The following is a 25,250-nucleotide window of genomic DNA, read 5'->3' as shown; positions in this document are numbered from 1 at the left end:
CCCGGAGCGTGTGCTCGTACGAACCGCCCGGACCGGGCGCCGCGCGGTGGCACGCCGGCACCCCCGCACGCCCGGGGAGGGGCTTCGTCACGACTCCGGGTGCTGCCGCAGCGCAGCCGCTCGGGTCGTGCGCGATGCGCGGACACGGCCCGGCTCCCGGGCCGCCCGCTGCGGGAAGCCACCGCGGTGCCACGGCGCGCGATCGGCTCTTGTAGGACCCTACGAATCGTCGGCCGGACTCCGTCCATTGTTTGGTCCTTCGCTCCCTGGCCGATCTTGACCGGTGGGCTGTCTAATTCTCGCAGAAGAGACGACGGAGCGAGGAGCGGTTGTATGGCGTGCAGAATTCAGCGCGCCCCACCGGGGTGGGCACTGCTTTCGGTCACCACCGTGACCCTGCTGCCCGCCCGCCGTTCCGGAGCGAAAGAATCGGCCGAATCGGCGCCGGACCGGTGCACTCGGAAAACCGTGCTGCCACCGATCCGTTCTGCGATTCTCCGACTCCGTTCACACATTTCGCGGTATCGAGAATCCGGGAGAAGAACCGGCATGCGGGAACCGCACGCGGCATGCGGGTCCCGCACGGTTTCGAGGCCGCCGCGGCAGCGCGGATTCCCCGCGCTCCGCACCGGAGGCGTAGCGGCGCGCCGGGAACGGACCTCGCCGAGGTCGTCGTCCCGACCGCGCTGAGGACGTCGTCGAGGCTGTCGTCCTCGGAGCCGTCCGGGAACAGCTCGCCGGCTCCACCCGAGCCGTCCGCCTGGTCGGCGGAGCACGCACCGACTGTTCCCGAGGCCGGCGGCATCCGCCGTCGCCCCGCACCGGCCCGGCCCCCACCGCCCCCGCCACCCGGTGCCGGCAGCAGTCGTCATCGAGCAGCCGGTCCCGACGCCTCCTGCGGCGCCGGAGGAGGCCGACGGTCCGGCGGGCAGCACCGCCGCGGCGGCCGCAGCCACCGGCAGCCCACGGCCGCGAACCCGCACAGCTCGTGGGCGTGGCCCTTCCGAGTTGTCCGCCCGCCCCGCCCCGGGGCACCCCACCCGTCCACCCAGACGCGAAGGAACACCCATGACCACCCGCATCGCAGAGACCGGCAACCGCGAACTCGAGCGCGCCTGGATGGACCGGGCCGTCCAGCTCGCCACCACCAGCGTCCACAACGGCGGCGGCCCCTTCGGCGCCCTGATCGCCAAGGACGGTGACATCGTCGCCCTCGGCAACAACCAGGTCACCTCCAGCCTCGACCCCACCGCACACGCGGAGGTCAGCGCCATCCGCGCCGCCTGCAAGGAACTCGACACCTTCAGCCTGGACGGCTGCACCCTGGTCACCTCCTGCGAGCCCTGCCCGATGTGCCTGTCCTCCGCGCTGTGGGCGCGCGTCGACCGGCTCATCTTCTCCGCCGACCGCCACGACGCCGCCGTGGCGGGCTTCGACGACCGCAAGTTCTACGACCTGTTCGAGAAGCGGCCGCAGGAATCGTGGCCGATGGCCGTGGAGCACCTCGACCTGCCCCACCGCACCCAGCCGTTCGACGCCTGGGTCGGCAAGGCCGACCGCATCGCGTACTGACCGGGAGTCCGCGGGCGCCCCGGGAGTCTCCTCCGCGGCGCGGGCGCAGGCGCACCGCAGCACGGTGCGCCGCGCCCGCCGGTGGAGGCGGCCGGCCCGCGCCGCCGGCCTCACCGGGCTCCGTACCTGCCCCGGAGCTCCGGACGGCAACTGCCCCGGAGCGGACCGGCGGACGGACCGGCGGGCGGGGCGCCGCGGCCGGAGCGGGGGACGCCGCGGGAGCTGCTGCCGCCCGGCGTCCTCCCGCGGTGGAAACCGGTGGCATGTTCGGTCGGCACGCCCGAACATGCCGTGTATGAGCGATCGAAGCGCACGCTGGACCAGGGCGACCGTCTATCCCGACATGTGGGCCGACCCCGAGGACGATCCGCGCAGCGACGGACCGGCCCCGGACGGCGAACTCGGGTCGCTGCAGGACTGCCTGGCCAACTACCGCATGACCCTGCTGATGAAGTGCGAGGGGCTCGACGCGGAACAACTGGCCCGCCGGTCGGTGCCGCCGTCCACGATGTCGCTCCTCGGGCTGCTCCGGCACCTCGCCGAAGTGGAACGCGACTGGCGCAACTGGCTCGGCCGCGGCGACCCGCTGCCGAAGCTTTACGGCCGACGGGACGCCGACTTCGACGGTGCCGCACCCGAACAGGCCGTCGTCGAGGCCGCGTACCGCGATCTGGAGCGTGAACAGGCCGCAACGGACGAGGCGCTGGCCGCCCACCCGGACCTGGGCGAGCGGGTGGGCGAGGACGGCATCGCGATCCGGGAGCTGCTCGTGCACCGGGTCGAGGAGTACGCGCGGCACTGCGGACACGCCGACTTCCTGCGTGAGCGGGTCGACGGCAGGGTGGGCCAGTGACGTGACCCCGCGGGAGCGGCGCGCGGGCTTCAGGGTGCCGCCGCGCGCCGCAGGTCCACCACCCGGGAGCGACCCCGGGGTCGCGACGCCCGTCGCCAGGACGACCGCGGGGAGGTGCGAGGCAGCACTGCGATCGTGCCGCGCCGCCGGGACAGGCTCCCGACGGCGGTGCGGACAGAGGGCGGGTACCGGTCGGCACAGTTCTCCGGCGGAGCACACGTCACCCGGCTCGGCGCGATCCCGCCTTCTCAGTACCCCAGTACGGCCATGGCGGCGTTGTGGCCCGGGATACCGCTGACACCGCCGCCGCGCACGGCCCCCGCGCCGCAGAGCAGGACATTGGCGTGTCCGGTCTCCACTCCCCAGCGGCCGGTGCCCTCCTGCGCGTGGGGGAAGGCGAGGTCACGGTGGAAGATGTTGCCGCCGGGGAGCCGCAGGTCGCGTTCCAGGTCGAGCGGCGTCTTCGCCTCGATGCAGGGGCGGCCGTCGGCGTCCTCGGCCAGGCAGTCGGCGAGAGGCTCGGCCAGATGGCCGTCGAGCTGGGCCAGCGTCGAGGCCAGCAGTCTCTCGCGGGCCGCCTCGTTGTCGGAGGCGAAGAGGCGGGCCGGGGTGTGCAGTCCGAAGAGGGTGAGGGTGTGGTAGCCCCGTTCGGCCAGCTCGGGTCCCAGGATGCTGGGATCCGTGAGGGAGTGGCAGTAGATCTCGGACGGCGGCGCCGAGGGCAGCCGGCCCTCGGCGGCCTCGGCGTACGCGGTGGCCAACTGCTCGTATCCCTCGGCGATGTGGAAGGTCCCGGCGAAAGCCTGCCGCGGATCGACGGCAGGGTCGCGGAGCTTCGGGAGCCGCTTCAGCAGCATGTTGACCTTGAGCTGGGCGCCCTCGGCGGCTGCGGGCGGTTCCTCGCCCAGCAGCGCGGCCAGCTCGCGGGGCGAGGCGCCCACCAGGACGTGACCGGCCGCGACAGTGCCGTACGCCTCAGGCGTCCGGTACGCGACCTCGGCCCGCCGGAGGCCGTCGGTCTCGATGCCGGTCACCTGGTGGCCGGTGGCGATCTCCGCGCCCGCCGACCGCGCTGCTGCGGCCAGCGCGTCCGTGAGCTGCCCCATGCCGCCGACGGGGACGTCCCAGTCGCCGGTGCCGTTGCCGATCACGTGGTAGAGGAAGCACCGGTTCTGCTTCAGGGACGGGTCGTGGGCTTCCGCGAAGGTGCCGATGAGCGCGTCCGTGAGCACGATGCCGCGCACCAGGTCGTCGCCGAAGTACGCCTCGACGGCGGCACCGAGCGGCTCCTCGAACAGTGTGCGCCACGCGGTGTCGTCGTCCACCCGGCGGCGCAGCTCCTCCCGGGTGGGCAGCGGTTCGGTCAAGGTGGGGAAGACGCGCTCGGCCACGCGCCGGGTCATGCCGTAGAAGTCCTCCCAGGCGCGGTACTCGGCGGTGCCTCCGGTGAGCCGCTCGAACGACTGCCGCGTCGCGTCGGCACGGTCGTCCACGAGCAGACCCGTGGGGCGGCCGCCCCGCCGGACCGGGGTGTACGAGGAGACCGACCGCTTGCGGAGCGTCAGATCCAGCCCCAGGTCACGGACGATCTTCTGCGGAAGCAGGCTCACCAGGTACGAGTAGCGGGACAGGCGGGCTTCCGACCCGGCGAAGGGGCGCGAGGAGACGGCGGCCCCGCCGGTGGTGTCCAGGCGCTCCAGCACCAGCACGCTGCGGCCCGCCCGGGCCAGGTAGGCGGCGGCGACCAGACCGTTGTGGCCGCCGCCGACGATGACGGCGTCGTATCGCTCGTGTGCGGGCATGCGCTCTTCCTAGCACGGGGGAGCGGGGCTCGTGCAGATCCCGCGCGCCGCACGCGGGCGACGCCCGCGCCCTGCCGTCGCCTCCGTCACCCTGTGCCGCCGGTGCGGGGCGGTGGTGCCTCGGCCGGGGCGGAGACCGGCGATCCCGGGGTGAATCCACGGGTTTCCGGGGGATGTTGAAGACGGCTTACCGGGGTACACGGCGGCCATGGAGAAGAGATCAGTGATGCCTCCGGAGACCCGGCTGCAGCTCCGTTCCCTCGACAAGTTCCTCCTCCGGGCCGGCCCCGTGCTGGCGGTCGTCGGAGTGGTGCTCGGCATCGGCGGTGTGCTCACGGGCGAACCCGTCCGCTACGTCGTGTCCCAGTTCGTGCTCGCGCTCGTCATGGTGTGCACCACGCTGACAGCACGCGCCCGGCTCCGCCGGAACGAACTCCCGGACGAACGCGGGTAGCGGCCGCTCCCCGGGGCGACGGGGTTTCCGGCGATGCGACCGTGCGAGGGGACACACCGGGCAGGCCCCGTGCAGTACGCCGACCGCGGTTTCGCGCGGCCCCGGCAATCCGGTGCCTCGGTGCGTTGTACGGCGCCCACCGGGGGAGCGGCTGCGGCTCTCCCGCCGGTGGCCGATGCCTGAGGTGTGGAGCAGCGGGCCGGACTGCCGGGTGACCGCGAGGTACCCGCTCCGAGCGCCTGTCGGTTCCCGCTGCGTCGCCCCAGGGGGAAGTGGCTCCACGGCCGTGCTCACGGCGCGGTCGGCCCCATGCTCTTGCTGCTCTCCCGCGCTGTGCTGTCGGCGGGTGTCGCCGGCGCCGGGAGGCGGGGCAGAAGCAGGCAGAGCGGGACAGCGGCTGCGGCGAGGGCCACGGACCACCAGAACGCGTGGTCGAAGCCGTTTGCCAGGGCGAGGGGAGTGCGGGCGTCGCCGAGGTTCTGCTGGAGGATGACAAGGAGGAGGGCGACGCCTGCTGCGCCGCCGATCTGCTGAGCGACGCGGGTGATCATGCTGGCGTCGGGGATCTCCTCGTGCTCCAGTCCGACGAAGGCAGCGCCCATGGGCGCGATCATGGCTGCGCCCAGGGCGGTGCCACGGATGAACAGCGCGGCCATGAGCAGGATTTCGCTGGTGTCGGCGGTCACGAAGGCGAACGGCACGGTGGATGCGGCCACGAAGACGAAGGCCACGAGGGCCACCGGGCGGGGGCCGACCCGGTCCATGTACCTACCGGCCAGACCGCGGGCGACGAGGGCGCCGACTCCCTGGGGGATGAGCAGCAGTCCGGCATCGAGTGGGGTCGCGCCGCGGACCTGCTGGAAGTACAGGGGCAGCAGCATCATCGACCCGAACAGCGAGATCCCGCCGAGGAACAGCAGCGTGGACGACGAGGCCACCGAACGGTGCCGGAACATCCGCACGTCGACCAACGGGGCGGACGCCCGGGTGAGCGCCCGGAAGGTGAAGCCCGAGACCAGAGCGAGGCCGGCGACCAGTGGAACGATGACCTGGGCACTGGCGAAGCCCGTACTGCCGTCGACTCGGGAGAGGCCGTAGAGCAGGGCCGCGGATCCCGGGCAGAGCAGGAGCAGGCCCACCGCGTCCAGGCGGACGCGGGGCTGGTCGGGTGCGGGTCGGTCGTCGGGCAGGTTGCGCCGGGTGAGCCACATGCCGATCAGGCAGCAGGGGATGTTGATGAGGAACAGCCAGCGCCAGTCGGCCAGGTGGAGAACGAGGCCGCCGAGGACGGGGCCGAGGATCGGTCCGAGCGCGGTGGGCACGGTGATGACGGCCATGACCTTGCCGATGTTGCGGCCCTTGGCGGCCTGCATGAGCAGGGTGTACAGCAGCGGCATCATGATGCCGCCGGCGAGGCCCTGGACGATCCGGAAGGCGATGAGGCTGCCGGCGTTCCAGGCCAGGGCGCTCAGGATCGAGCCGGCCAGGAAACCCCCCAGGGCGACGCCCCACAGACGCCGCCCGCCGAGCCGGGACTGGGCCCATCCGGCGAGCGGGATCGTGATGAAGACCGCCAGCAGGTAGCCCGTGCTGACCCATTGGATGGTCGAGAGCGGAGCGCCGAGTTCTGTGGCCAGGTCGTTCAGGGCGACGCTGAGGATCGTGGTGTCGAACACGACGCCGAGAGCGCCGACGATCAGGGTGATCGCCATGCGCAACACGGCGGGGTCTACCCGGCCGGGATCGGTGGAGGCGGGCCCGTTGTCGCGGGAAGTGCTCACGATCGGCACCTTAAGATAGAAGATCCTTCCTTACCTCGCTCACGGTAAGCCGGTACCATAGGAAAGACAAGTCTTTCTACGGCAGGAAGTGGGCATGGCTCAGCGACGCCGCGGGGCGGAACTGGAAAAGGCACTCCTCGATGCAGCCTGGGACGAACTCACCGACAACGGCTACGCCAGATTCACCATGGACGGCGTCGTCAAGCGCGCAGGCACCAGCCCGCCCGTGCTCTACCGCCGCTGGTCCGACCGCGACGAACTCGTCCGGGCCGCCATCGTCCACAGGCTCAAGGAGTCCCGCCCCACCCTTCCCGACACGGGGAGCCTGCGGGAGGACCTCCTCACCCTCATGCGGGAAATCGCCACCGCCCACGTACAGCTGATCACGGTGATGTATGCGCACCTGGCCGGCTACTACCGGGAAACCGGACGCAGCCCCGACGACCTGTTCGACCCCGTCACGACAGGCCGCACGGCAGCACTCGACACGCTCTTCGAGCACGCCGTCGCCCGCGGGGAGATCACTTCGGAACTCCTCACCGAGCGCATCAAGACCCTCCCCTTCGTCCTGCTGCGCCACGAGATCCTGTCGACGTTCGCCCCGGTACCCGATCACGTCCTGGAAGAGATCGTCGACACGATCTTCCTCCCCCTGGTGCGCTGACCGGCCCACTGCGGCTCAGGCCCGATGCCGCGCGGCACCAACCTCATGAGAGGGCACAGCCGGGCGGTGAGCGGCCGCCGCCCGGATCATCGTGGTGCGGGCGTCACGACCCCACCACCGCATTCGGCCCGCTGCCCGCACTGCTGCCGTCTTCGCCGTCGTCTTCTTTGTCGTCGTCCCTGCCTCCGCGTGCGGCAACGGCCCCCAACAGCACACCGGTCAGCACGCCGATGCCGTGGTTGTTCTCCAGCAGGCACAGCACCGCACCGGCAGTCGGCACGAGCACCGACAGGTACCGCAGCGGCCGTCGCCGGCCGTCGAGCGCGTAGGCCGCCGCGAGCGCGCCGACCAGGCCGCAGACGCTCACCGAGTCACCCCCGCCGTGCACGCTCCAGCCCGCCATGCTCACCACGTGGGCCGCGCTGCCGGACAGCAGGAAGACCACCAGTGTCCGCACGGTCCCCAGGCCGCGCTCGGCCGCCGGTGCGACGACGGCGAGCGCTGCCAGGTTGAAGGCCAGTTGCGGCCAGCCCGACGTCTGCACCAGCAGCGCTGTCGCCGCCCGCCACCACGGCCCGTGGGGCGCGCGCTCCAGGTGCGGTATGACATCCGGGGCGGCGCTCTGCACCACGGCCATCGCCACCATCACGCCCGTCAGCACGGCGGCGGCCCGCGGCACCGGCCGTCGCCACAGGTCCGCGAGCAGCCGGCCGGGACCGGCCTGCTGCCCCTCCGGCCGGGCCGTGATCAAGCGCGTCCCGGGTACGACCACGGCGGCTGCGCAGCCGTACAGGGCGAGCGTGTGCGTGTTCATGCGTCAAGCGTGCCGTGCGCACCGAGTCGGCCGACAGTGACAACCGTGGTGGAACAGCAGTGACATACGTCCCGTGCGGTCCGGCGCAGAGGGACCCCGGAAGGGTGCCGAGGGTCAGTCAAGGGTCCGGCAGATGTTCTCCTCGGGCCCGAGGGCCACGGGCATGTGGCGGCGGCCGCTGGTGTCCCGCGTCGTCACGTGGATGCCGTCCACGACGTAGTACCCGGCCGGGTAGGCGTCGGTGGGCTTGAAGCCCACCCCGAACGGGCCGACTCCGCCTCCTCCTCCCTCGTCCCGGCGGAAGCACCGGGCACCCTCGGTGCCGCGCGACGCGACGACCCGCCCCTGGCCCGATGGGAACTCTGCGACCGGGCCGGCCTCGCACTGCCGCTGCTGGCCGCCGCCCACTCGGCGGCGGCCCTGCTGACCGGTCCCGGCCGCCCCAGGATCGACGCCTGCCCGGGACACGACTGCGGCTGGCTCTTCCTCAATCCCCGCGGACGCCGCCGCTGGTGCAGCATGTCCTCCTGCGGCAACCGGGCCAAGGTCCACGCCCACGCCCGGCGCCGCCGGGAGGGCGGCACCCCGGACTGAAGCCGGACCCCGGACGGGGCTCCCGGAAGGTGACCACCCGCGTCGCCCGTGGCGCCACGCCCCGGACCGGTGCACCGACCGGAGACCGTCACGCCTGATGGTCGAAGAGCGGTCCGAACTCGTCGGGCAACTGGGTGCGGACGTGCCGGATCTGACCGGCGGACACCGCCTGCGGCAGCGTGGAGAGCACGGCCGCGGCGTGCTGCTTCGCCGTGTCCGGCTGCGTCCGGGACCGGTCCGCGACGCGCCGGTAGAACTCGTCGAGGGCGAACACCTCGCCGCTCGTGTCCGCGTCGGCACCGCTGCCGCGGAGGGGAAGGTCCAGGGGACTGGGCAACTGGTCGGCCAGGTCCTGTGCCTCGTCGGCCCCGATCCGCTGGGCCAGTACGGTCAGCACGGCCTCCGTGGCCTCCCTGGCCTCGTGCTGGTCCGCGTGGCCGCCGCGGTCGCGCACCTGGGCCAGGAACTCGTCGTCACGCATCCGGGGGCTCCTCTGCTCGCTCGTCGTCTGCTGTCGATCGCCCCGGTTTCCCAGCGGGACGGAGCCCATGCATCATGATCACCGATGTCCCGCTTCCGGCTCCCGACGGGCGCGGCGAACGGGGGAGAGCGGCGGCGGACCGGCGAGGGGGATGCGCTCCCGCGCCGCCGGGACGCAGTATCCGGCGTATGGACGAGGACGAGCACTACAAGCCCGGCCGGCAGGTCCCGGTGAGCGGGATCCACGTGTGCGACTGCGGTCAGGGACACCATTGGAGCACCGACGTGGCCGGGCACACCTTCCCGCCGCTGCCGTGCTCGGGCAGCACCTGGCGCCTGCAGGCCAGAGCACACGAGCAGTAGGCCGCGGCCGTCTTCAGCCGCGCCGCCCGGCGTCCTCCACGTATGAGGCCAGGTTGGCCAGCGAGGAGGCGAGTCCGGCCTCGTGGGCCGCGGGGTCGATACCGGGTGGTACGCCGGTCGCGGTGACGGTGACCTCCGTCCGGTCCTCACCGGCGGCGGCCAACTGCCAGGTCATGGTCATCGTCCCCGCGTACGCCGGATCGTCTGCCTCGAAGACCGCCTGCTGCACCACGCGCTCGGGCGGCGCCAGTTCGACGAACCCGATGTCGACGACATCCTCCGCGGCCGACGTCTTGCCCCGACCGGCCGCCGGGTCCAGATAGGTGAGCGTCATCCGGAACCCGCCGCCGGGCCGCGGGTCCCACCGCTCGATCCGTCCGCGCATGCCCCCGGGGGGAAGCCATGCCTCCAGCGCCTCCCGGTCGAGGAGCGCCCCGTAGACGGTCGCCGGTGAGGCGGCAAGCACCCTGCTGGCACGGTCTGTCCTGCCCATGGCCCGAGTCTAGTGCCGGGTCCGGGAGAATGCGCCGGAGTGGAGAGTCGCCCCCGGCCGGCACGGCGTCCGGAGGAGCGGGCTGCGTGCCGTGGACGCGAGTCCGGTGCCGGCCGCGCAGCGGAACCGGCCCGCAGGACCGGCCCGCGGGGGTCACGCCTCGCGGCGCGCCTGCTGCATGGCGGACAGCCGGGAGACGTACAGGGCCGTCGCCACGACGGCCGGAACGACGAGGAGGCGCAGGAGCAGCGCCACCCAGCCGTTGACACCCGGGTCGTACGTGTACCACCGGTCGTGCTCGTAGCTGCCGTAGGGCGCCGCGTTCTCGTGTTCGACGAAGTTCTCCTCGGCAGCCCACCCGAAAGCCCCCCAGTACCAGAACAGCGGCGACGTCAGTGCCGAGACGAGCCAGAAACCCCACCAGATGTGGAGCCGGGCCGCCGGAGCCATCGCACCGCCCAGGGAGCGCGGGCTGGAGGCGTGCCAGACATCGTTGGCTATCTGCTTGGGAAGGTAGAGGTTGCCGAAGGGGATGAGCCATGACCCGACAGCCATCCCCGGGCTGTAGCGCAGCCGTCCGGGCGCGAACTCCTCGGCGTCGGCACGCATCCGGGCGCACCAGACCAGCCAGGCCACGAGCAGGACGGCCGTCGTGCCGACCTGGATGAAGCCCCAGGGAATGGCCAGCTCCCAGTTGTTGTCCCAGCTGGACTCGAAGGTGTCGTCCAGAGCGTTCAGCTGGGTGATGCTGGCGCCCAGCGCCGCCAGCGCGTACAGCGTCAGCGCCACGTACACCGCGACGGTCGACGGGTGCGGTCCGTTGCCGCCGTTGCGCTCCTCGGCCAGGGTGCGTGCGGACGGCGGCGTGCCCCGCGGCGGCCGGGGCGCTCGCTGCTCCGTCAGGACCGTGGTCGTGACGGGGGTCGTGACCGGGGTGGCGGCGGGCGGACCGTCGACGGTCGGCACCTCGTCGGGCGGCGGTGGAGGCGTGAGGGCTCCGGCGGTGATCCCGGTGCGCGGGTCCTCCTGTTCCAGCAACTGCGCCGCGTCCTGGCCGAGCCGGGCGAGGACCGGGGCGGGCAGCCACGGCCCGAGGTGCCGGAACTGCGTCTCCTCCCGTGCCCGGAGTGCGGTGAGGGAGGGCCTGGCGGCGGGATCCTTCTCGAGGCAGTCGCGGATCAGCGCGAGCAGCGGCTCCGGAATGCCGGACAGGTCCGGTTCCTCGTGCACCACCCGGTACATCAGGGCGTGCGGTCGTACCTCGGGCGCCTGGAACGGCTGCCGTCCCCCGGCGGCGAACGCGAGGACCGAGCCCAGCGAGAAGATGTCGCAGGCGGCGGTGAGGCGCTCGCCGCGCACCTGTTCGGGCGCCATGAACCCTGGCGAGCCGATGATCACACCGCTGGAGGTGAGTCCGCCGTGGGTCGGACCGTCCAGGGCACGGACGATGCCGAAGTCGATCACCTTCGGGCCGTCGATGGTGATCATGATGTTGGAGGGCTTCAGATCGCGGTGGACGAGCCCGGCGGCATGGATGTCGGCCAGCGCGTCGCAGAGACCGGACGCCAGCCCGCGCACCGAACGCTCCGGCAGCGGCCCGTGCCGGGCCACCACTTCGGCCAGCGTCGGCCCGGGGACGTAGGAGGTGGCCACCCAGGGCGTCCCGGCGTGCGGGTCCGCGTCCAGAACGGCCGCGGTCCAGTCACCGCCGACCCGCCGGGCGATCGAGACCTCCTCGGCGAACCGGAGGCGGAAGTCCGGCATGGCCGCCAGCTCGGGCCGGATCGACTTGACCGCCACCATGCGTCCCCGGGGCGACCTGGCCAGGTACACCACGCCCATCCCGCCCTCACCGAGTCGGCCCAGCAACCGGTAGTCCGCCACGTGTGCCGGATCGTCCTCACGCAGGGCCTGCACGGTCCACAGCCTCCTTCAGTACGGCGCCGGTGCGCCTGGACAGTGGATCAGCTTAGGGCAGGCGGCGCCCCAACACCCACACCTCGCCGCGACGTTGCTGCCATTCACGCCGCTTCTCAGGCCCGGGGACGCCCAGGGGCATGGAGGCGCAGCACCAGCGTGACGCCCGCACTCGGCACCGGGGCGGCGGGCCCGGCGCCCGGCGAGGGACGGAGAACGGCTCAGCGCAGTACGGCTGCCAGCAGATCGTCGCCGAGCGCGGTCACGTCGGGCAGGGAGAGGGCGTACCGGGTGTAGCGGCCGCGCCGTTCGGCCGTGAGCAGGCCCGCTCGGCGCAGCACGGCCAGGTGGCGGGACGTCTCCGGGAGCGACAGCTCCCAGCTGTGGGCCAGTTCACCGGTGGTGTGCGGGCCGCGGGCCAGGGTGCGCAGCAGCCGCAGCCGTACCGGATGGGCGAGCGCCTTCAGCCGGAGTGTCACCGTCTCCAGCGGGACCGTCTCAGCGGGGTTTGGTTCGGCGGCCACGGGATACTGCACCACCGGCTGCCAGCCCGCCGCGTGCACCACCACCAGGTGCGGGCTGCCGAAGACACTGGGGACGAAGGTGACCCCGGCACCGCGGGCGGCGGTCGCCTTGTCCTGCAGCTTGTCCACGACGATGCAGTCGCCGTCCGGCGCCAGGGTGACGGCGCCGGAGACCGAGGCGAGGGCCGCCCCGGTGCCCTGACGCTGCAGCAGGTCGTTCTTCAGGCGCAGATCGGAGGCGAGCCGCACCGCAACGTCCGACCAGGCGGCGTCGAAGAAGGCTTCGGCACAGTCCTCGAGAGTGCGGCGCACCCGGGAGCGCACAGCGGCCGGATCGGACAGCAGCCGTTCGGCGAACGCCTCGTGCCGCGCACCGCGCGCCAGTGCCAGCCCCAGTGCGCGCTCGCGGGCCGCCGCGTCGGCCAGAGGCGACGGCGCGGCGAAGCGGCGCCGGCTGCCGCCGCAGGTGGTCACGAGCGCCGCGGTCACATACGTCTCGTCGTCGATCCGGTCCACGGCGTCCAACTCCTGGGCGAGGGTCGGCCGGGGCCCGCCGGGGATCAGGAAGTCGGCCTGCGAGGAGCGCCACAGGCACTCCGCCTCACGCAGCCGCTCTGCCAGATCCGGCCGCATCCCCGCCCAGGTCTCGGCGGCCCAGTCGGCGTGCCGGGGGTGATGCCCGGGTTCGGCCAGTACATGCAGCATCGCCGTCAGCTCGGCCAGGGGCGAGGCGGCGAACCGCACGCGTTCGGACGGCAGGCCGCCGATGTCGATCCTCAACGTCACCGGCTCATCATCGCCGACCGAAGGGCGGGTGACCGCGTCGGTTGACGGTGTCCGTCAACCGACGCGGCGGGCCCCGCGACCGACGGCGTCAGCCGCGTGCGGGGCGGCGGTAGCGGGAGTCGAGAAGCTGGTCCTTGGCCGGGCCGCGGACGAGCCAGCGCAGGTGCCACTCGGCGGGGGAGACCACCGTGAAGTCGGCCTCGTACAGGTCGGCTCCGCACTGGTGCCGTGCCGTCCAGCGCCCGCTGCGCAGATCGAGATCGTGGAAGAACCGCCCGTCCGCGAAGGCCACCTCGGCGGTACCGGCGGCGCCCGGCAGCAGCCGCAGCGTCCGCCCTGCTTCGCGCCGGACCCCGTCCCACTCCAGGACGCCCGTCTCCACGTGCAGCCACTCGCCGCCCGTGTCGGCCCGGAACTCCGCGCGCCCGTCGAACCGGCCGCGCCGTCCGCCGGAACGGTCGAGCACCTGGCGGCGCACGCTCCACTCACCGGCCAGGTAGGAGAGGGTCTCGGCGACCGGGTGCGGTGCTGGGGGCATGACGGCAGTCTCGCAGAGCCGACTTCGGCCGCGGACGGCGACGTCGAGCAGGACGGCATCGTGTCCGGCGGCGTGGCGCCGGACGACCGGCGCCGTCGGGCGAATCGGAGCGGGCCGCCGTCAGGCCCCGGTGCCCGGTGCGTGCTGAGCCAGCTCCGTGGACAGGCGCTGGAGGGCCGTGCGGTTCGCACTCCGCATGGTGGTCCGGACGAGAGGGGCCAGCAGCCGGTCGGGGAGCGGGGCCTGCTCCCAGGCGTAGGAGAAGGAGACCCGGCTCCCGCCGGATGGCAGAGGTTCGATGGTGTAGATGCCGCGGGCGACACGTCGCCCGGCCGCGCTGACATTGCGCTCGGTGATGTGCCGTGGCGCCTCGGCCTCGACGACCTCAATGGCGACCTCGGTCTTCGTGCCGCCCAGCGCGGCGGTGACGGTGGCCCGGGCCCCGGGGCCGCGGCGGGGGCCGTCGAGGCGCCAGTCGGTCAGGTAGTGGTCGGTGAACCGCTCGTGGTGGGCCATGGCATCGAGGAACTCGTACACCTGCTCGGGTGTCTGCGGTACGTCGATCGACACGGTGACGGGCTTCATGAACCGAACGGTACATGGTGCATGTACCACTTGGTACACTTCTGAGGTGGGGAATACGGACGACACCCGGCAGGAGAGTCCGTCGGCACCCGGCGCGGACCCGGACCGGCGCGCCCGAATGGTGGACGCAGCCCTCGACCACGTCGCGGCGCACGGCATCGCGGACCTCAGCCTGCGCCGCCTCGGCGGTGCCATCGGCGTCAGCCACCGCATGCTGATCCACCACTTCGGCTCCAAGGAGCAGTTGCTCGTCGAGATCGTCCGAGCCTCGGAGCGGCGCCGGCGCGACCTGCTGGCCGGGCTCCGCCAGGAGCCCGGCCTTTCGCCCGCCGACGCCGCGCGGCGCCTGTGGCAGCAGTTGGCGGACCCCCGACTGGCCGGCCAGGAGCGGCTCTTCTTCGAGATCTGCGGACACGCCCTGCGGGGCCGGCCGGAAGCCCTCCCCTTCCTGGAGGGGCTGGTGGCGGAGTGGCTGGAGCCGCTCGCGGCAGCGGAGGAAGCCGCCGGGGCGGACGCCGCCACGGCCCGGAGCCGCGCCAGGCTGGGGCTCGCCACGGTGCGCGGCCTGCTGCTCGACCTGCTCGCCACCGGAGACCGGGCCGGTGTCGACGCGGCGCTGGAGGAGTTCCTCGGGCTGTACTACACCGAGTGACGGGCTCCCGGAGCCGCGGGGCCCGGACATCCCCACGGCAGTGCCACGCTGCCGGTTGCTGTCGGTGGCCACCGGGCGGAACCCGCCCCGGCGGACGCGGAGTTCCTGCGGCACTGTGTGGACTCCGGGGGAGGGGCCTGGGGCCGCAGGCGGGGCCAGCGTGCCGGCCGCACTCCCGGACGAGCGCCCGGAGCCCGAACCTCCGCCGCTCCTCCGCAACCGCGCTACCCCGTCGCCTTCTCCTGCGCCTGTCCGGTCGTCCGCTCCCGCCCCCAGGCGGCCAGCGGCCGGAGCGCCTCGTTGAGGTGCCTGCCGTCCTCGGTCAGCGCGTACTCGACACGTGGCGGCACCTCGTCGTAGGAGACGCGGCACACGATGCCGTCCGCTTCCATCTCGCGCAGGTGAGAGGCCAGCACCTTCTCGGTGACCCCCGGAAGCAGCCGGCGCAGTTCACCGAACCGGCGACGGGGGCGCTCATGGAGCGCCCAGAGGATCAGCACCTTCCACTTGCCGCCGATCACTTCCATCGCGGCGTCGATACCGCAGACGTGCCCGTCCGGCGCACCCGGCCGGTTCAGCGTCGTCATGCTCTCCACCCCTCCGCACCCCGATGACGTGCTCGCTCACCACAGGGTAACCACCCACCCCGAAGTGCGTACTTGATCATACTTAAGTCTGTGACCAGCCTTCATGGCATGACACAGCACTCTGCTCACCCCACATCCCTCACCCTGCTGGGCCTCGGCGCGATGGGCACCGCGCTCGCCCGGACCTGGCTCGCCGCAGACCACACGCTCACCGTCTGGAACCGCACCCCCACGCGCGCCGCGGCGCTCGCCGCCGAGGGTGCCGGGGTCGCGGACAGCGCAGCCGAGGCGGTCGCCGCGAACTCCCTGATCGTCGTCTGCCTCCTGGACGACGCCTCGGTCCAGGAGGCGCTGACCGGTACGGATCTGACCGGCAAGGACCTGGTCAACCTGACCACCAGCACCCCCGCACAAGCCCGTGCCCGCGCGGAGTGGGCCCGCGAACGCGGTGCCCGTTACCTGGACGGCGGGATCATGGCCGTCCCGCCGATGGTCGGCGTCCCGGAAGCGGGCGGCTACGTCTTCTACAGCGGCTCCCCGGAGTTGTTCGAGCAGCACAGGAAGACCCTGGGCGTCCCGCTCGGCACCCGCTACGTGGGCCGGGACGCAGGCTTCGCCGCCCTGCACGACGTGGCGCTGCTCAGCGCCATGTACGGGATGCTCGCCGGCGCCGCGCACGCCTTCGCACTGATCCGCAAGGAGGACATCGACCCCGCATCGCTCGCTCCGCTGCTCGCCGAATGGCTCACCGCCATGGCCCCGTCGGTCCACCGGACCGCCGATCAGTTGCGAAGCGGCGACTACACCAAGGAGGTCGTCTCCACCCTCGCCATGCAGGTGGCCGGTACGCCGACCTTCCTGCGCACCGCCGAACAACAGGGCGTCAGCCCCGAACTCCTCAGTCCCTACTTCGCGCTGATGCGCCGCCGACTGGCCGACGGCGACGGTGCGGAGGACCTGACAGGTGTGATCGACCTCCTGGTGCACTGACCGGCCGTGCAACGCCGCGGGCGGCCGCTCGCGACCGACCGCGGCGGACGGCGGGACGGGCACGAGGACAGCGCAGCCGCCGGGACCCCGGCCGCAGCGAGACCGACGGCGAGGATCGGCCCGCCCGCCGCCGTGGCGAGGCCGCCGGGGTCCCCGGAGGTGTACCGGGAGAGCGCGCGCAACGCTCAGGCGGCCGGCCCGGTGCGGGCGCGGTGCCAGGCGCCGTCCGTCAGCAGCCGCAGTCCGTTGAGGCCGACCAGGACGGTCGAACCCTCGTGCCCGGCCACCCCCAGCGGCAGGGGGAGCGTCCCCGCCAGATCCCAGACGACCAGTCCGGCGATGAACACCCCGGCGATGCACAGGTTCTGGAGCACCAGGCGGCGCGCCGCGCGGGAGAGGCGGACCACGGCGGGGACGGTGCCCAGCTCGTCGCGTACCACGACGGCGTCGGCGGTCTCCAGCGCGAGATCCGAACCGGCCCGGCCCATGGCGACGCCGGTGTGGGCCGCGGCCAGAGCGGGGGCGTCGTTGACACCGTCGCCGACGACGAGGACGGCCCGGCCCTGCTCCTCCCACTCCCGCACCGCCGCGACCTTCTCCTCGGGCAGCAGGCCGGCGCGCACGTCGGTGACACCGACCTCGGCCGCCAGGCGCGCGGCGGCAGGTGCGTTGTCCCCGGTCAGCAGCGCCGGGGGAGTGCCCGTCAGCCGGGTGAGCGCGGCGACGGTGGCGGCGGCGTCCGGTCGCAGCCGGTCGGTGACACCCAGCACCCCCGCGCTCGTACCGTCGACCACGACCAGGACCGCGGTCCGTCCCGCGTCCTCCAGTTCCCGGACGATCCCCTCGGCGCCCGCGCCGTCTGCACCGGGAAGCAGATGCGCGGGCGACCCGACGCGGACGGTGCGGTCGCCGACGGTGGCGGTGACGCCCCGGCCCGGTACGGAGGAGAAACCTGCCGCCTCCGCGAGGTCCAGGCCGCGTGCCCGGGCCGCTGCCACGACGGCGCGGCCCAGCGGGTGCTCGCTGCGGTGCTCGGCAGCCGCTGCCAGCCGCAGCAGGGTCTCCTCGTCCGTTCCACTGCCGGGCACCGGCCGGATGTCGGTGACGTGCGGGGAGCCCTCGGTGAGGGTGCCGGTCTTGTCGAGGGCGACGGCGTCGATGCGGCCGAGGCGCTCCATGACGACGGCCGACTTCGCGAGGACGCCGTGGCGTCCCGCGTTGGCGAGGGCCGACAACAGCGGCGGCATGGTGGAGAGCACCACGGCGCACGGCGATGCGACGATCATGAACGTCATCGCCCGCAGCAGGGCGGGTTCGAGCGCGGAACCGAACACCAGCGGGACGGCGAAGACGGCGAGGGTGGCCAGCACCATGCCGACCGAGTAGCGCTGTTCGATCTTCTCGACGAACAACTGGGTGGGCGCCTTGGTCCGCGAAGCCTCCTCCACCATCCGCACGATGCGCGCGACGACCGAGTCGGACGGGTTCCTCCCGACGCGGACGTGCAGCGCCCCGGTGCCGTTGACGGTACCGGCGTACACCTCGTCGCCGACCTGCTTGACCACCGGCAACGGCTCTCCCGTGATGGTGGCCTGGTCGACCTCCCCGGCTCCGTCGACGACCAGACCGTCGGCGCCGACCCGCTCCCCGGGCCTGACCAGGACGAGGTCGCCGACGTCCAGCCGGCCGGCGTCGACGGATTCCGCGGTGCCGTCGGGCAGGATCCTGGTCGCGGTGGCGGGTGCCAGATCGAGCAGTCCGCGTACCGAGTCCGCCGTACGGGCGGTCGCGATCGCCTCCAGGGCGCCGGACGCGGCGAAGATGACGATGAGCAGGGCGCCGTCGAGGACCTGGCCGATCGCCGCGGCGCCGAGCGCGGCGACCACCATCAGCAGGTCCACGTCGAGCGTCCGGTCCCCGAGGGCCTTCAGGCCCTCCCAGCCGGGCTCCCACCCGCCCGCCAGGTAGGCGGCGGCGAACAGCGTCCCCCACAGCCAGGCCGGAGCACCCTGCAGATACAGCGGCAGGGCGAGCAGGAACAGCGCGAGCGCCGCGGCCGCCCACCGGGCCTCCGGAAGCGCCAGGAGCCGCGTGCGACGCGGGGGAGGGGCGGATCGCGCCTCCGGCGGGTGCGTCGGCGACGAACGCTGGTTCAGGACTGAGGACATGGCGGATCGCCCTTTCGCACACAGGGAGTGGAGAGCGCGCCCACCATACCGGAACAACTGAACAGGTCTTCAAGTGTCACGAGTAGGATGACCGCATGGGCCACGGAAGCGACGCCAGGAACAGCGACACCGCGCGCGAGCGCCTGGACGCGGCCGGAGCCACCGAAGTCGCCGCCGCCCTCCAGGCCCTGGCCACCCCCTCCCGCCTGTACATCCTGGCCCGCCTCCAGGAGGGCCCCTGCCCGGTCGGCGAACTCGCGGAAGCCGTCGGCATGGAAGCCTCGGCCTGCTCCCACCAACTGCGCCTGCTGCGCAACCTCGGACTCGTCACCGGCGAGCGGCACGGCCGCTCCATCGTCTACTCGCTCTACGACAACCATGTCGCCGAGCTCCTGGAGCAGGCCCTCTTCCACGTCGAGCACCTGCGGCTGGGCCTGCGGGACGCCCCGGCCGCCGAAGCGGCAGCGGCCGGCCGCCCCGGCCCCGGCTGAGGCACCGGGCCCTGCACGCCGAAGGACAGGGACCCGGCTCACCAGACGTGCCGACAGGCCGCACTGCTCCGTTCGGCTCGAGCCGGCCCGCCACCGTGCGTACCCGGCCGGCACCGGGCACCTTCCACGGAACGCGTGGTACCGATCAGGACAGCATGCCGGGTGCCGATCCGCCCACCTGGTGTCGCAGCGGGGAAGGTCATGCATCACCGTCTTCGCCCCATCCCCACCGAGGCCGTCCGCCGCGCGGCTGCCGGAATCCCGCAGCCGCGGCTCGAGCAGGCGCTCCTGAGCGTCACGGCTGCCGCCCTGACCGCCGGGGGCGCCGCCTGGCTCACGGACGCGCCCGCCGCCGCGGACCTGTGCTGGGCCCTGGGCACCCTCGCCGCCATCCCACCCGCGCTGGCCTGGGTGCTGGGCGCGCTGCGACGCGGACACGCCGGCGTGGACCTGATCGCCGTACTGGCACTGGCCGGCACCCTGGCGGTGCGGGAGTACCTGGCCGGAGCGCTGATCGCGCTGATGCTCGCCAGCGGCCGGACCCTGGAGACCGGAGCCCAGCGACGGGCCTCCCACGACCTGCGGTCACTCCTGGAGCACGCACCCCGCTCCGCCAGGCGCCGCAGCGGCGAAGACGTGGTCCTGGTGCCGCTCGACGAGATCGCCGTCGACGACGTACTGGTGGTCGGCCCCGGCGAAGTGGTCCCCGTGGACGGCCGGGTGCTCGGCGCGACCGCGGTTCTGGACGAGTCCGTGCTCACCGGGGAGCCGATGGCGGTGGAACGGGCCGCGGGCCGCCCGGTGCGCAGCGGTGTCGTCAACGCCGGCCACGCCTTCGACCTGCGGGCCGACGCCACCGCCCAGGCCAGCACCTACGCCGGGATCGTCCGGCTGGCCCGCGAGGCCGAGGCGGAGTCAGCCCCCGTCGTCCGGCTGGCCGATCGCTACGCCGCCTGGTTCCTGCCCCTGACACTCGCCGTCGCGGGGCTGGCCTGGCTCGTCAGCGGGTCGACGGTACGGGCCGTCGCGGTCCTGGTGGTCGCCACGCCCTGCCCGCTGCTCCTGGCGGCGCCGGTCGCCGTCGTCTCGGGACTCTCCCGCGCCTCCCGTTCAGGCGTGGTCATCCGCGGTGGCGGTGTACTGGAAGTCCTCGGCAGGGCCCGGACGGTACTGCTCGACAAGACCGGCACCCTCACCGGCGGCCACCCGCAGGTCGTCGACGTGATCGCCGCCCCCGCCCGGACGCCGGAGGACGTGCTGCGGCTGGCCGCGTCCCTCGACCAGTACTCCCCGCACGTCCTCGCACACGCCGTCGTGGACGCAGCCCGCGAACGAGGCCTGAGGCTCAGCCCGCCCGCGGACGTCGCGGAGGAGCCCGGCAGGGGAGCGACCGGCATTGTTGAGGGGCGGCGCATGGCGGTCGGCCGCCTCGCCGCCGACGCCGACCGCCCCGAGTGGGTCCGGGCTGCCGAGAACCGGGCCCTGCTGGACGGCTCGGCCCTCGTCTGGCTCACCGTCGACGGCCGTCCCGCGGGCGCTGTCGGCCTCCGCGATCCGCTGCGCCGGGACGCGGCCCGAACGCTGCGCCGCCTGCGGGGCGCGGGTGTCCAACGGCTCGTGCTGCTCACCGGGGACCGTTCCGAACCCGCCCGGGAGGCCGCGGCCGCCCTCGGCCTCGACGCCGTGCACGCGGAGCTCACCCCCGAGGGGAAGATCACCGCGGTGCGGGCCGAACGCGCACACGCCCTCACCGTCATGGTGGGCGACGGGGTGAACGACGCGCCGGCGCTCGCCGCCGCCGATGTCGGCGTGGCCATGGGGGCCCGCGGCTCCACCGCTTCCTCCGAGGCGGCCGACATCGTGCTGACCGCGGACCGGGTGGACCGCCTCGCCGACGCCGTCACCATCGCCGTACGCGCACGCCGTATCGCGGTGCAGAGCGCGCTGGGCGGCATGGGGATGTCCCTCGCCGCGATGGCTGCCGCCGCCGCGGGCCTGCTCGCGCCCGCAGCCGGCGCCCTGCTCCAGGAGGGGATCGATGTCGCCGTCATCCTCAACGCCCTGCGGTCCCTGCGCCCCGGCAGGGCGGAGCGCTCCCCGCTCTCCCCGTCGGCGGAGGCACTCATCCGCCGCTCCGCCGCGGAACACGAGAAGCTCAACGCGCTGCTGGACGCCGTCCGGGACACAGCCGACCGGATTCCGGCCGAACCCGGTGAGCGGCACCTGCGGGAACTGAGAGAGCTCCACCAGGCGCTCGTCGAACGCCTGCTGCCCCACGAACGCGCCGAGGAACGGGAGTTGTATCCCGAACTTGCCCGGACCTCCCCCGACTCCGCGCTCGTCGCCGCGTCGAGCTGCGCCCGCACCGAAATCGAACGCATCGTCCGGCGCATCGGCGCACACATCGAACTGGCCGACTCCGGGCCGGGTATGACGTCCGCCCAGGTCGACGACCTCCGCGCGTGCCTGTACGGCCTCGACGCCATCGTCCGGCTGCACTTCGCCCAGGAGGAGGAGACCTGGCCTTCCACTTCCTGACCTCCGCTACCGGGGCCGGTTCCACCGTCTTCCGCAGACGGCGAGGACCGACGAGATCGCTCTCGGGGCGTACTTTCGCGTGCGTGCGGGTGACCCGAACGTGTCGCGGCCCAGGGGCGAGAACCGGGCCCCGGACCATGGACCGTGGATGAGCCCTGTCCTCCTGCGCCGCCGCCGGAGGCCCCCGACGGCGCCTCTCTCCACCCCGCCACACGTTCCGAACCGCCATGGTGCCGATCGCGACTGCCGCGAAACAGCGCCGCCTCGTTCCCGGGAGATGGCCCCATGGATATCGACACGATCAACGGTCTCCCCGCTCATCCCCTGCTGGTTCATGGAGCCGTCACCCTTGTGCCACTGGCTGCGCTGCTGCTCGTGCTGTGCGCGCTGTGGCCCTCCCTGGGAGGGCGGATCGGCTGGCTCCTGCCGGCTCTGGCCGTGGTGGCGCTCGTGGCCGTCCTGCTGACGACGGAATCCGGTGAATGGCTGGAGGAGCGCGTCGAAGAGACCTCTCTGGTCGAGGAACACACCGAGATGGGCGACGGGCTGACTCCCTGGGCCGTCGGACTCCTCGTGGCGTGCTCGGCGGTGTGGCTGCTGAACCACTTCTCTTCACGACGAAGCGAGGTGTCGTCACACCGGGGAAGCGATCGGGTGATCTCTGCGGCAACTTCCCTGCCGGTCCGGATCGCCGTCTGCCTCCTTTCGCTGGCCGTCGCAGTGGGCTCCGCCCTGGAAACCTTCCGGATCGGGGACTCCGGTGCGAAGGCCGTGTGGGAGAAACGGACATCAGGTCGCACCGGGGACGGTGCGGCCGGGCTCCCCGGCGGCCGTGCCGTCTCCCTCCCCCGTCTCTCCGCTGCGGAACCTACGTGTCCGCCGAATACGCACTGCTTCCGGACCGCGCACCGGGCACTCGGGCCAGTGCGGCCACCAGGATCAGCAGGAGCGCCAGCCCGGCCAGCAGGCCGTACAGCGGGTAGCCGGGCCGGGTGATGCCGGAGGTGATGAGCAGTGCGGTCGCAGCGGCAGGCGGGTGCTCCACCCGCAGCAGGGTCTGCCCCAGCAGCGTCAGTCCCACGGCCACGGCCTGCGCGCCGATCTGCGGAAGGCTCTCGTGACCCGCCTCGACGACCGAGGGATGGTTCCACAGGCCGAAGGCAGCCAGGCAGGCGAGACCGCAGACGATCGCAGCCGTGTGCCCCAGAAACGCGCTGCGCAACCGGGACGCCTCGTTCCCGGGGCGGGCCAGGAGCAGGTAGGCCGTCGGTCCCAGAGCGGTCGTCAGCCAGACCCATCCAGCGGCGTATCCCGCAAGACCCACCGCGGTGAGGGCGACCCCGACCAGCACCAGCAGCCTGACCCCCGCGAGCCACAGCCCCGCCGCACGCCTCTTCCTGGGAGAGCTCATACTGCTCCCCGGACCGGACCGGACGCGTGCCCGGCACACGGCAGGCCCGGTCCGGAGTTCTCGTCCCGCGTCGCTTTCCGGCCCGGCACGGTGAAGGGCACCGGGGCCGCTCCCGGCAGGCGTCGCGCCGCGCCGGCCGGGCAAGTGCAGTGATCGGTCACCGTCCAGCAATCCCGAGGCCGCCGGCGTGCCAAACGTCGGTCGGCCCGGTGGGGCCCGGTCGGGTGCACCGGGCCCGGCGCCCGGCGGTGCGCAGCACGAAGGGGGCGCGCGGCAGAGGTGCCTTGCGGGTCCCCTCCGGTCGCCGAAGCCGGCGGTGCCAGGACAGAGGACGGGTGCGTGGCCGTCAGGAGAGGCGACAGAGGCGCTGTGACATCCACAGCAGCGGCTGTCCGATGCTGCGGACACCGCCGCGGAGCACCGGTCGGGAGGGATCGCTCACGGGAGTGCGCCGGCAGTCGCCTCTTCAGTCCACCAGCAGGCCGATGGCGACTCTCAGCCGTTCGAGGAAGAACTCCCGTGACCGGGCCTGATGCTTGAGGCCGATGGAGGCGCTGATCAGCGTCCGGGCGACGGCGCGTGCCCGCTCCCGTCCTGTCTCCAGAGCGACCGCGTCCGTGACGAGTGCTTCGAAGCGCTGCGGCGCGGTCTCGGCCGTCTCGCCCAGCAGTCCGGGGTTGGCTTCGATGACTTCTGTGATGTCGCGTGCCGCGGGGCCGATGTAGCGGCCCGCCCATTGGTCGAAGGCTTCGGCGAGACGATCCGGCAGGGGGCGTCCGCCATCGGCCAGGACGTGTTCGACGGCCGCCAGGTCGCGTTCCAGGACTTGGACGACGGCGGCCCGGAACAGCTCCTCCTTGGAGGAGAAGAGGAAGTAGAGACCTGGCCGGGAGATCTGCGCCGCCCGTGCCACTTCCTCCATCGAGGTCTTCCGATAGCCGAAGCGCGCGAACGTGGGCAGCGCTGCGTCCAGGACCGCGGTCCGTCTGCTGGTATCGGCGGCTGCCGGAGAAGGACTGCCGACATCAGAGCTGCTCATGGGGCGAGCATACGGCCAGGTGCTGACTATACAAATAGCGTCTATTCTGTATAGTCGATGTCATGGCCGAGTCCGAACTCATCTCCACCCCCTTCACTGCTGCCAGCACCGCGGACGATGTGCTGCGAGGCTTCGATCTGACCGGCGTCCGCGCCATCGTGACCGGCGGTTCCTCCGGCATCGGGACCGAGACGGCTCGCGCGTTGACCGCCGCCGGCGCAGAGGTCACCCTCGCGGTCCGGAACACCGCCGCGGGTGAGGCCGTCGCCGAGTCGATCCGCGACTCCACCGGGAGAATCCGGCCCCGGGTCGCGCTGCTCGACCTCGCCGACACAGGGACCGTCGCGCGATTCGTCGAGGCGTGGCAGGGCCCGCTGCACCTTCTGATCAACAATGCGGGCGTGGTCACCGGTGGCCTCGAACGGACCCGAGAGGGCTGGGAGGTGCAGTTCGCGACGAACCATCTGGGCCATTTCGCGCTGGCCGTCGGCCTGCGCGGCGCCCTCGCGCGAGGCGCTTCCGACCGTGGCGGGGCGCGGATCGTCGCGGTGAGTTCGACCGCGCACATGCGTTCGGGGGTCGACTTCGACGACCTCCACTTCGAACACCGCAGCTATGACCCGCAGATCGCGTACGCGCAGTCCAAGACGGCCAATTCCCTGTTCGCCGTCGAAGCCACCCGACGGTGGGCCGCGGACGGGATCGTCGCCAACACCGTGAACCCCGGCGGCGTCTCCACCGGGCTGCAACGCAACTTCACACCGCAGCAGCGGCAGTCGCTCGACGCGGCCGAGGCCGCCGGCGTCTTCACCTACAAGACGGTCGAGCAGGGGGCCGCGACCAGCATCGTGGCGGCGGTCTGCCCCGCCTTCGCCCACTCCGGCGGCCACTACCTCGACGACGCGCAGGAGGCGTACACCGTGCCGAACGACGCCGACCTCGCGCAGCATCCCCACGGGGTCAAGGAGTGGGCGCTCGACCCCGGCCTCGCCCGGCGACTCTGGACTGTCTCCGCCGACCTGCTGCACGCCTGACCCCGCCCGCCCCGCCGACGGGCCTGATGTTCCGGATCGTGGCGCGGGCGCGGGCGCGGGTGCGGGTGCGGTTGTGGGTGGGGTGGGGCGGGGCCGGGGCCGGAGGGGCCACAGCGGCGA

The 25,250-nt window shown here is 72.9% G+C and carries 24 protein-coding genes and 1 pseudogene; 12 read left to right on the top strand and 13 right to left on the bottom strand.

What is annotated here, in order from left to right:
• Window positions 1-1,068 precede the first annotated feature (1,068 nt).
• Entirely contained in the window at window positions 1,069-1,572 is a 504-nt protein-coding gene (locus BMX65_RS07620) for a nucleoside deaminase (protein WP_074999396.1), read from the top strand.
• Window positions 1,573-1,867: 295 nt separating this feature from the next.
• Window positions 1,868-2,425, top strand: a complete 558-nt coding sequence (locus BMX65_RS07615) for a mycothiol transferase (RefSeq protein WP_079171761.1) — start codon at window positions 1,868-1,870, stop codon at window positions 2,423-2,425.
• A gap of 248 nt (window positions 2,426-2,673) precedes the next feature.
• Here the strand turns inward: BMX65_RS07615 and BMX65_RS07610 are convergent, their stop codons facing one another.
• On the bottom strand, window positions 2,674-4,227 hold the full coding sequence (locus BMX65_RS07610) for a phytoene desaturase family protein (protein ID WP_074999394.1): 1,554 nt from the start codon (window positions 4,225-4,227) through the stop codon (window positions 2,674-2,676).
• Between the two features lie 208 nt (window positions 4,228-4,435).
• Here BMX65_RS07610 and BMX65_RS07605 point away from each other — a divergent pair, with 208 nt between their 5' ends.
• On the top strand, window positions 4,436-4,681 hold the full coding sequence (locus BMX65_RS07605; RefSeq protein ID WP_143081822.1) for a hypothetical protein: 246 nt from the start codon (window positions 4,436-4,438) through the stop codon (window positions 4,679-4,681).
• Window positions 4,682-4,971: 290 nt separating this feature from the next.
• Here BMX65_RS07605 and BMX65_RS07600 read toward each other — a convergent pair whose 3' ends face one another.
• Window positions 4,972-6,393 carry an MDR family MFS transporter gene (locus BMX65_RS07600; RefSeq protein ID WP_420856802.1) on the bottom strand — a complete coding sequence of 474 codons (1,422 nt, stop codon included), beginning with the start codon at window positions 6,391-6,393 and terminating at the stop codon, window positions 4,972-4,974.
• 163 nt (window positions 6,394-6,556) lie between these two features.
• Here BMX65_RS07600 and BMX65_RS07595 point away from each other — a divergent pair, with 163 nt between their 5' ends.
• On the top strand, window positions 6,557-7,126 hold the full coding sequence (locus BMX65_RS07595) for a TetR/AcrR family transcriptional regulator (RefSeq protein ID WP_074999392.1): 570 nt from the start codon (window positions 6,557-6,559) through the stop codon (window positions 7,124-7,126).
• Between the two features lie 103 nt (window positions 7,127-7,229).
• Here the strand turns inward: BMX65_RS07595 and BMX65_RS07590 are convergent, their stop codons facing one another.
• Window positions 7,230-7,940: a rhomboid family intramembrane serine protease gene (locus BMX65_RS07590; RefSeq protein WP_074999391.1), complete on the bottom strand. Its 711-nt coding sequence runs from the start codon at window positions 7,938-7,940 to the stop codon at window positions 7,230-7,232.
• Between the two features lie 198 nt (window positions 7,941-8,138).
• On the opposite strand from BMX65_RS07590, the gene BMX65_RS07585 reads away from it, so the two are divergent.
• Entirely contained in the window at window positions 8,139-8,534 is a 396-nt protein-coding gene (locus BMX65_RS07585) for a CGNR zinc finger domain-containing protein (protein WP_074999390.1), read from the top strand.
• 88 nt (window positions 8,535-8,622) lie between these two features.
• Here the strand turns inward: BMX65_RS07585 and BMX65_RS07580 are convergent, their stop codons facing one another.
• Window positions 8,623-9,015, bottom strand: a complete 393-nt coding sequence (locus tag BMX65_RS07580) for a DUF2267 domain-containing protein (protein ID WP_074999389.1) — start codon at window positions 9,013-9,015, stop codon at window positions 8,623-8,625.
• A gap of 188 nt (window positions 9,016-9,203) precedes the next feature.
• Between BMX65_RS07580 and BMX65_RS32775 the strand changes: the two genes are divergently transcribed.
• Window positions 9,204-9,377: a hypothetical protein gene (locus tag BMX65_RS32775; protein WP_177214210.1), complete on the top strand. Its 174-nt coding sequence runs from the start codon at window positions 9,204-9,206 to the stop codon at window positions 9,375-9,377.
• Between the two features lie 13 nt (window positions 9,378-9,390).
• Here the strand turns inward: BMX65_RS32775 and BMX65_RS07575 are convergent, their stop codons facing one another.
• From BMX65_RS07575 to BMX65_RS07555, 5 genes are all read right to left on the bottom strand, one after another.
• Window positions 9,391-9,870: an SRPBCC family protein gene (locus BMX65_RS07575; RefSeq protein WP_074999388.1), complete on the bottom strand. Its 480-nt coding sequence runs from the start codon at window positions 9,868-9,870 to the stop codon at window positions 9,391-9,393.
• Between the two features lie 153 nt (window positions 9,871-10,023).
• Entirely contained in the window at window positions 10,024-11,787 is a 1,764-nt protein-coding gene (locus BMX65_RS31990; protein WP_074999387.1) for a protein kinase domain-containing protein, read from the bottom strand.
• Between the two features lie 221 nt (window positions 11,788-12,008).
• The gene (locus BMX65_RS07565; RefSeq protein WP_074999386.1) at window positions 12,009-13,097 is read right to left on the bottom strand and encodes a DUF5937 family protein; all 1,089 of its coding nucleotides are present in this window, start codon (window positions 13,095-13,097) and stop codon (window positions 12,009-12,011) included.
• An 88-nt stretch (window positions 13,098-13,185) separates the two neighbouring features.
• Complete coding sequence (locus BMX65_RS07560; RefSeq protein ID WP_074999385.1) at window positions 13,186-13,635, bottom strand: DUF6314 family protein; 450 nt, start codon at window positions 13,633-13,635, stop codon at window positions 13,186-13,188.
• A 120-nt stretch (window positions 13,636-13,755) separates the two neighbouring features.
• Window positions 13,756-14,220, bottom strand: coding sequence for an SRPBCC family protein (locus BMX65_RS07555; protein ID WP_074999384.1), 465 nt, complete (start codon window positions 14,218-14,220; stop codon window positions 13,756-13,758).
• A 46-nt stretch (window positions 14,221-14,266) separates the two neighbouring features.
• On the opposite strand from BMX65_RS07555, the gene BMX65_RS07550 reads away from it, so the two are divergent.
• Window positions 14,267-14,872, top strand: coding sequence for a TetR/AcrR family transcriptional regulator (locus BMX65_RS07550; RefSeq protein ID WP_239501909.1), 606 nt, complete (start codon window positions 14,267-14,269; stop codon window positions 14,870-14,872).
• A gap of 224 nt (window positions 14,873-15,096) precedes the next feature.
• On the opposite strand, the gene BMX65_RS07545 is transcribed toward BMX65_RS07550, so the two are convergent.
• Window positions 15,097-15,459, bottom strand: a complete 363-nt coding sequence (locus BMX65_RS07545) for a winged helix-turn-helix transcriptional regulator (protein ID WP_074999782.1) — start codon at window positions 15,457-15,459, stop codon at window positions 15,097-15,099.
• Between the two features lie 108 nt (window positions 15,460-15,567).
• Here BMX65_RS07545 and BMX65_RS07540 point away from each other — a divergent pair, with 108 nt between their 5' ends.
• Window positions 15,568-16,449, top strand: coding sequence for an NAD(P)-dependent oxidoreductase (locus tag BMX65_RS07540; RefSeq protein WP_074999382.1), 882 nt, complete (start codon window positions 15,568-15,570; stop codon window positions 16,447-16,449).
• A gap of 185 nt (window positions 16,450-16,634) precedes the next feature.
• Here the strand turns inward: BMX65_RS07540 and BMX65_RS07535 are convergent, their stop codons facing one another.
• Complete coding sequence (locus BMX65_RS07535) at window positions 16,635-18,617, bottom strand: heavy metal translocating P-type ATPase (protein WP_074999381.1); 1,983 nt, start codon at window positions 18,615-18,617, stop codon at window positions 16,635-16,637.
• A gap of 95 nt (window positions 18,618-18,712) precedes the next feature.
• On the opposite strand from BMX65_RS07535, the gene BMX65_RS07530 reads away from it, so the two are divergent.
• The 3 genes and pseudogenes from BMX65_RS07530 to BMX65_RS34120 all read left to right on the top strand — a co-directional run.
• The gene (locus tag BMX65_RS07530; RefSeq protein ID WP_074999380.1) at window positions 18,713-19,108 is read left to right on the top strand and encodes an ArsR/SmtB family transcription factor; all 396 of its coding nucleotides are present in this window, start codon (window positions 18,713-18,715) and stop codon (window positions 19,106-19,108) included.
• Between the two features lie 201 nt (window positions 19,109-19,309).
• Window positions 19,310-21,646 carry a heavy metal translocating P-type ATPase gene (locus tag BMX65_RS07525; RefSeq protein ID WP_074999379.1) on the top strand — a complete coding sequence of 779 codons (2,337 nt, stop codon included), beginning with the start codon at window positions 19,310-19,312 and terminating at the stop codon, window positions 21,644-21,646.
• Window positions 21,647-21,931: 285 nt separating this feature from the next.
• Window positions 21,932-22,420, top strand: a pseudogene (locus tag BMX65_RS34120) (DUF2231 domain-containing protein); the annotation flags it as partial.
• Window positions 22,421-22,514: 94 nt separating this feature from the next.
• On the opposite strand, the gene BMX65_RS07520 reads toward BMX65_RS34120, so the two are convergent.
• The gene (locus tag BMX65_RS07520) at window positions 22,515-23,057 is read right to left on the bottom strand and encodes an HPP family protein (RefSeq protein ID WP_074999378.1); all 543 of its coding nucleotides are present in this window, start codon (window positions 23,055-23,057) and stop codon (window positions 22,515-22,517) included.
• A 466-nt stretch (window positions 23,058-23,523) separates the two neighbouring features.
• Window positions 23,524-24,096 (bottom strand): TetR/AcrR family transcriptional regulator, encoded by a 573-nt coding sequence (locus BMX65_RS07515; protein ID WP_074999377.1) that lies wholly within the window; start codon window positions 24,094-24,096, stop codon window positions 23,524-23,526.
• A 62-nt stretch (window positions 24,097-24,158) separates the two neighbouring features.
• Here BMX65_RS07515 and BMX65_RS07510 point away from each other — a divergent pair, with 62 nt between their 5' ends.
• Window positions 24,159-25,130 (top strand): SDR family NAD(P)-dependent oxidoreductase, encoded by a 972-nt coding sequence (locus BMX65_RS07510; protein ID WP_074999376.1) that lies wholly within the window; start codon window positions 24,159-24,161, stop codon window positions 25,128-25,130.
• The last annotated feature ends 120 nt before the right edge of the window (window positions 25,131-25,250 follow it).

The sequence above is a fragment of the Streptomyces qinglanensis genome (assembly GCF_900111245.1).
Lineage (GTDB): Bacteria > Actinomycetota > Actinomycetes > Streptomycetales > Streptomycetaceae > Streptomyces > Streptomyces qinglanensis.
Note: the sequence above shows the minus strand (reverse complement) of the source record. Positions and strands in the feature narration are given on the sequence as shown.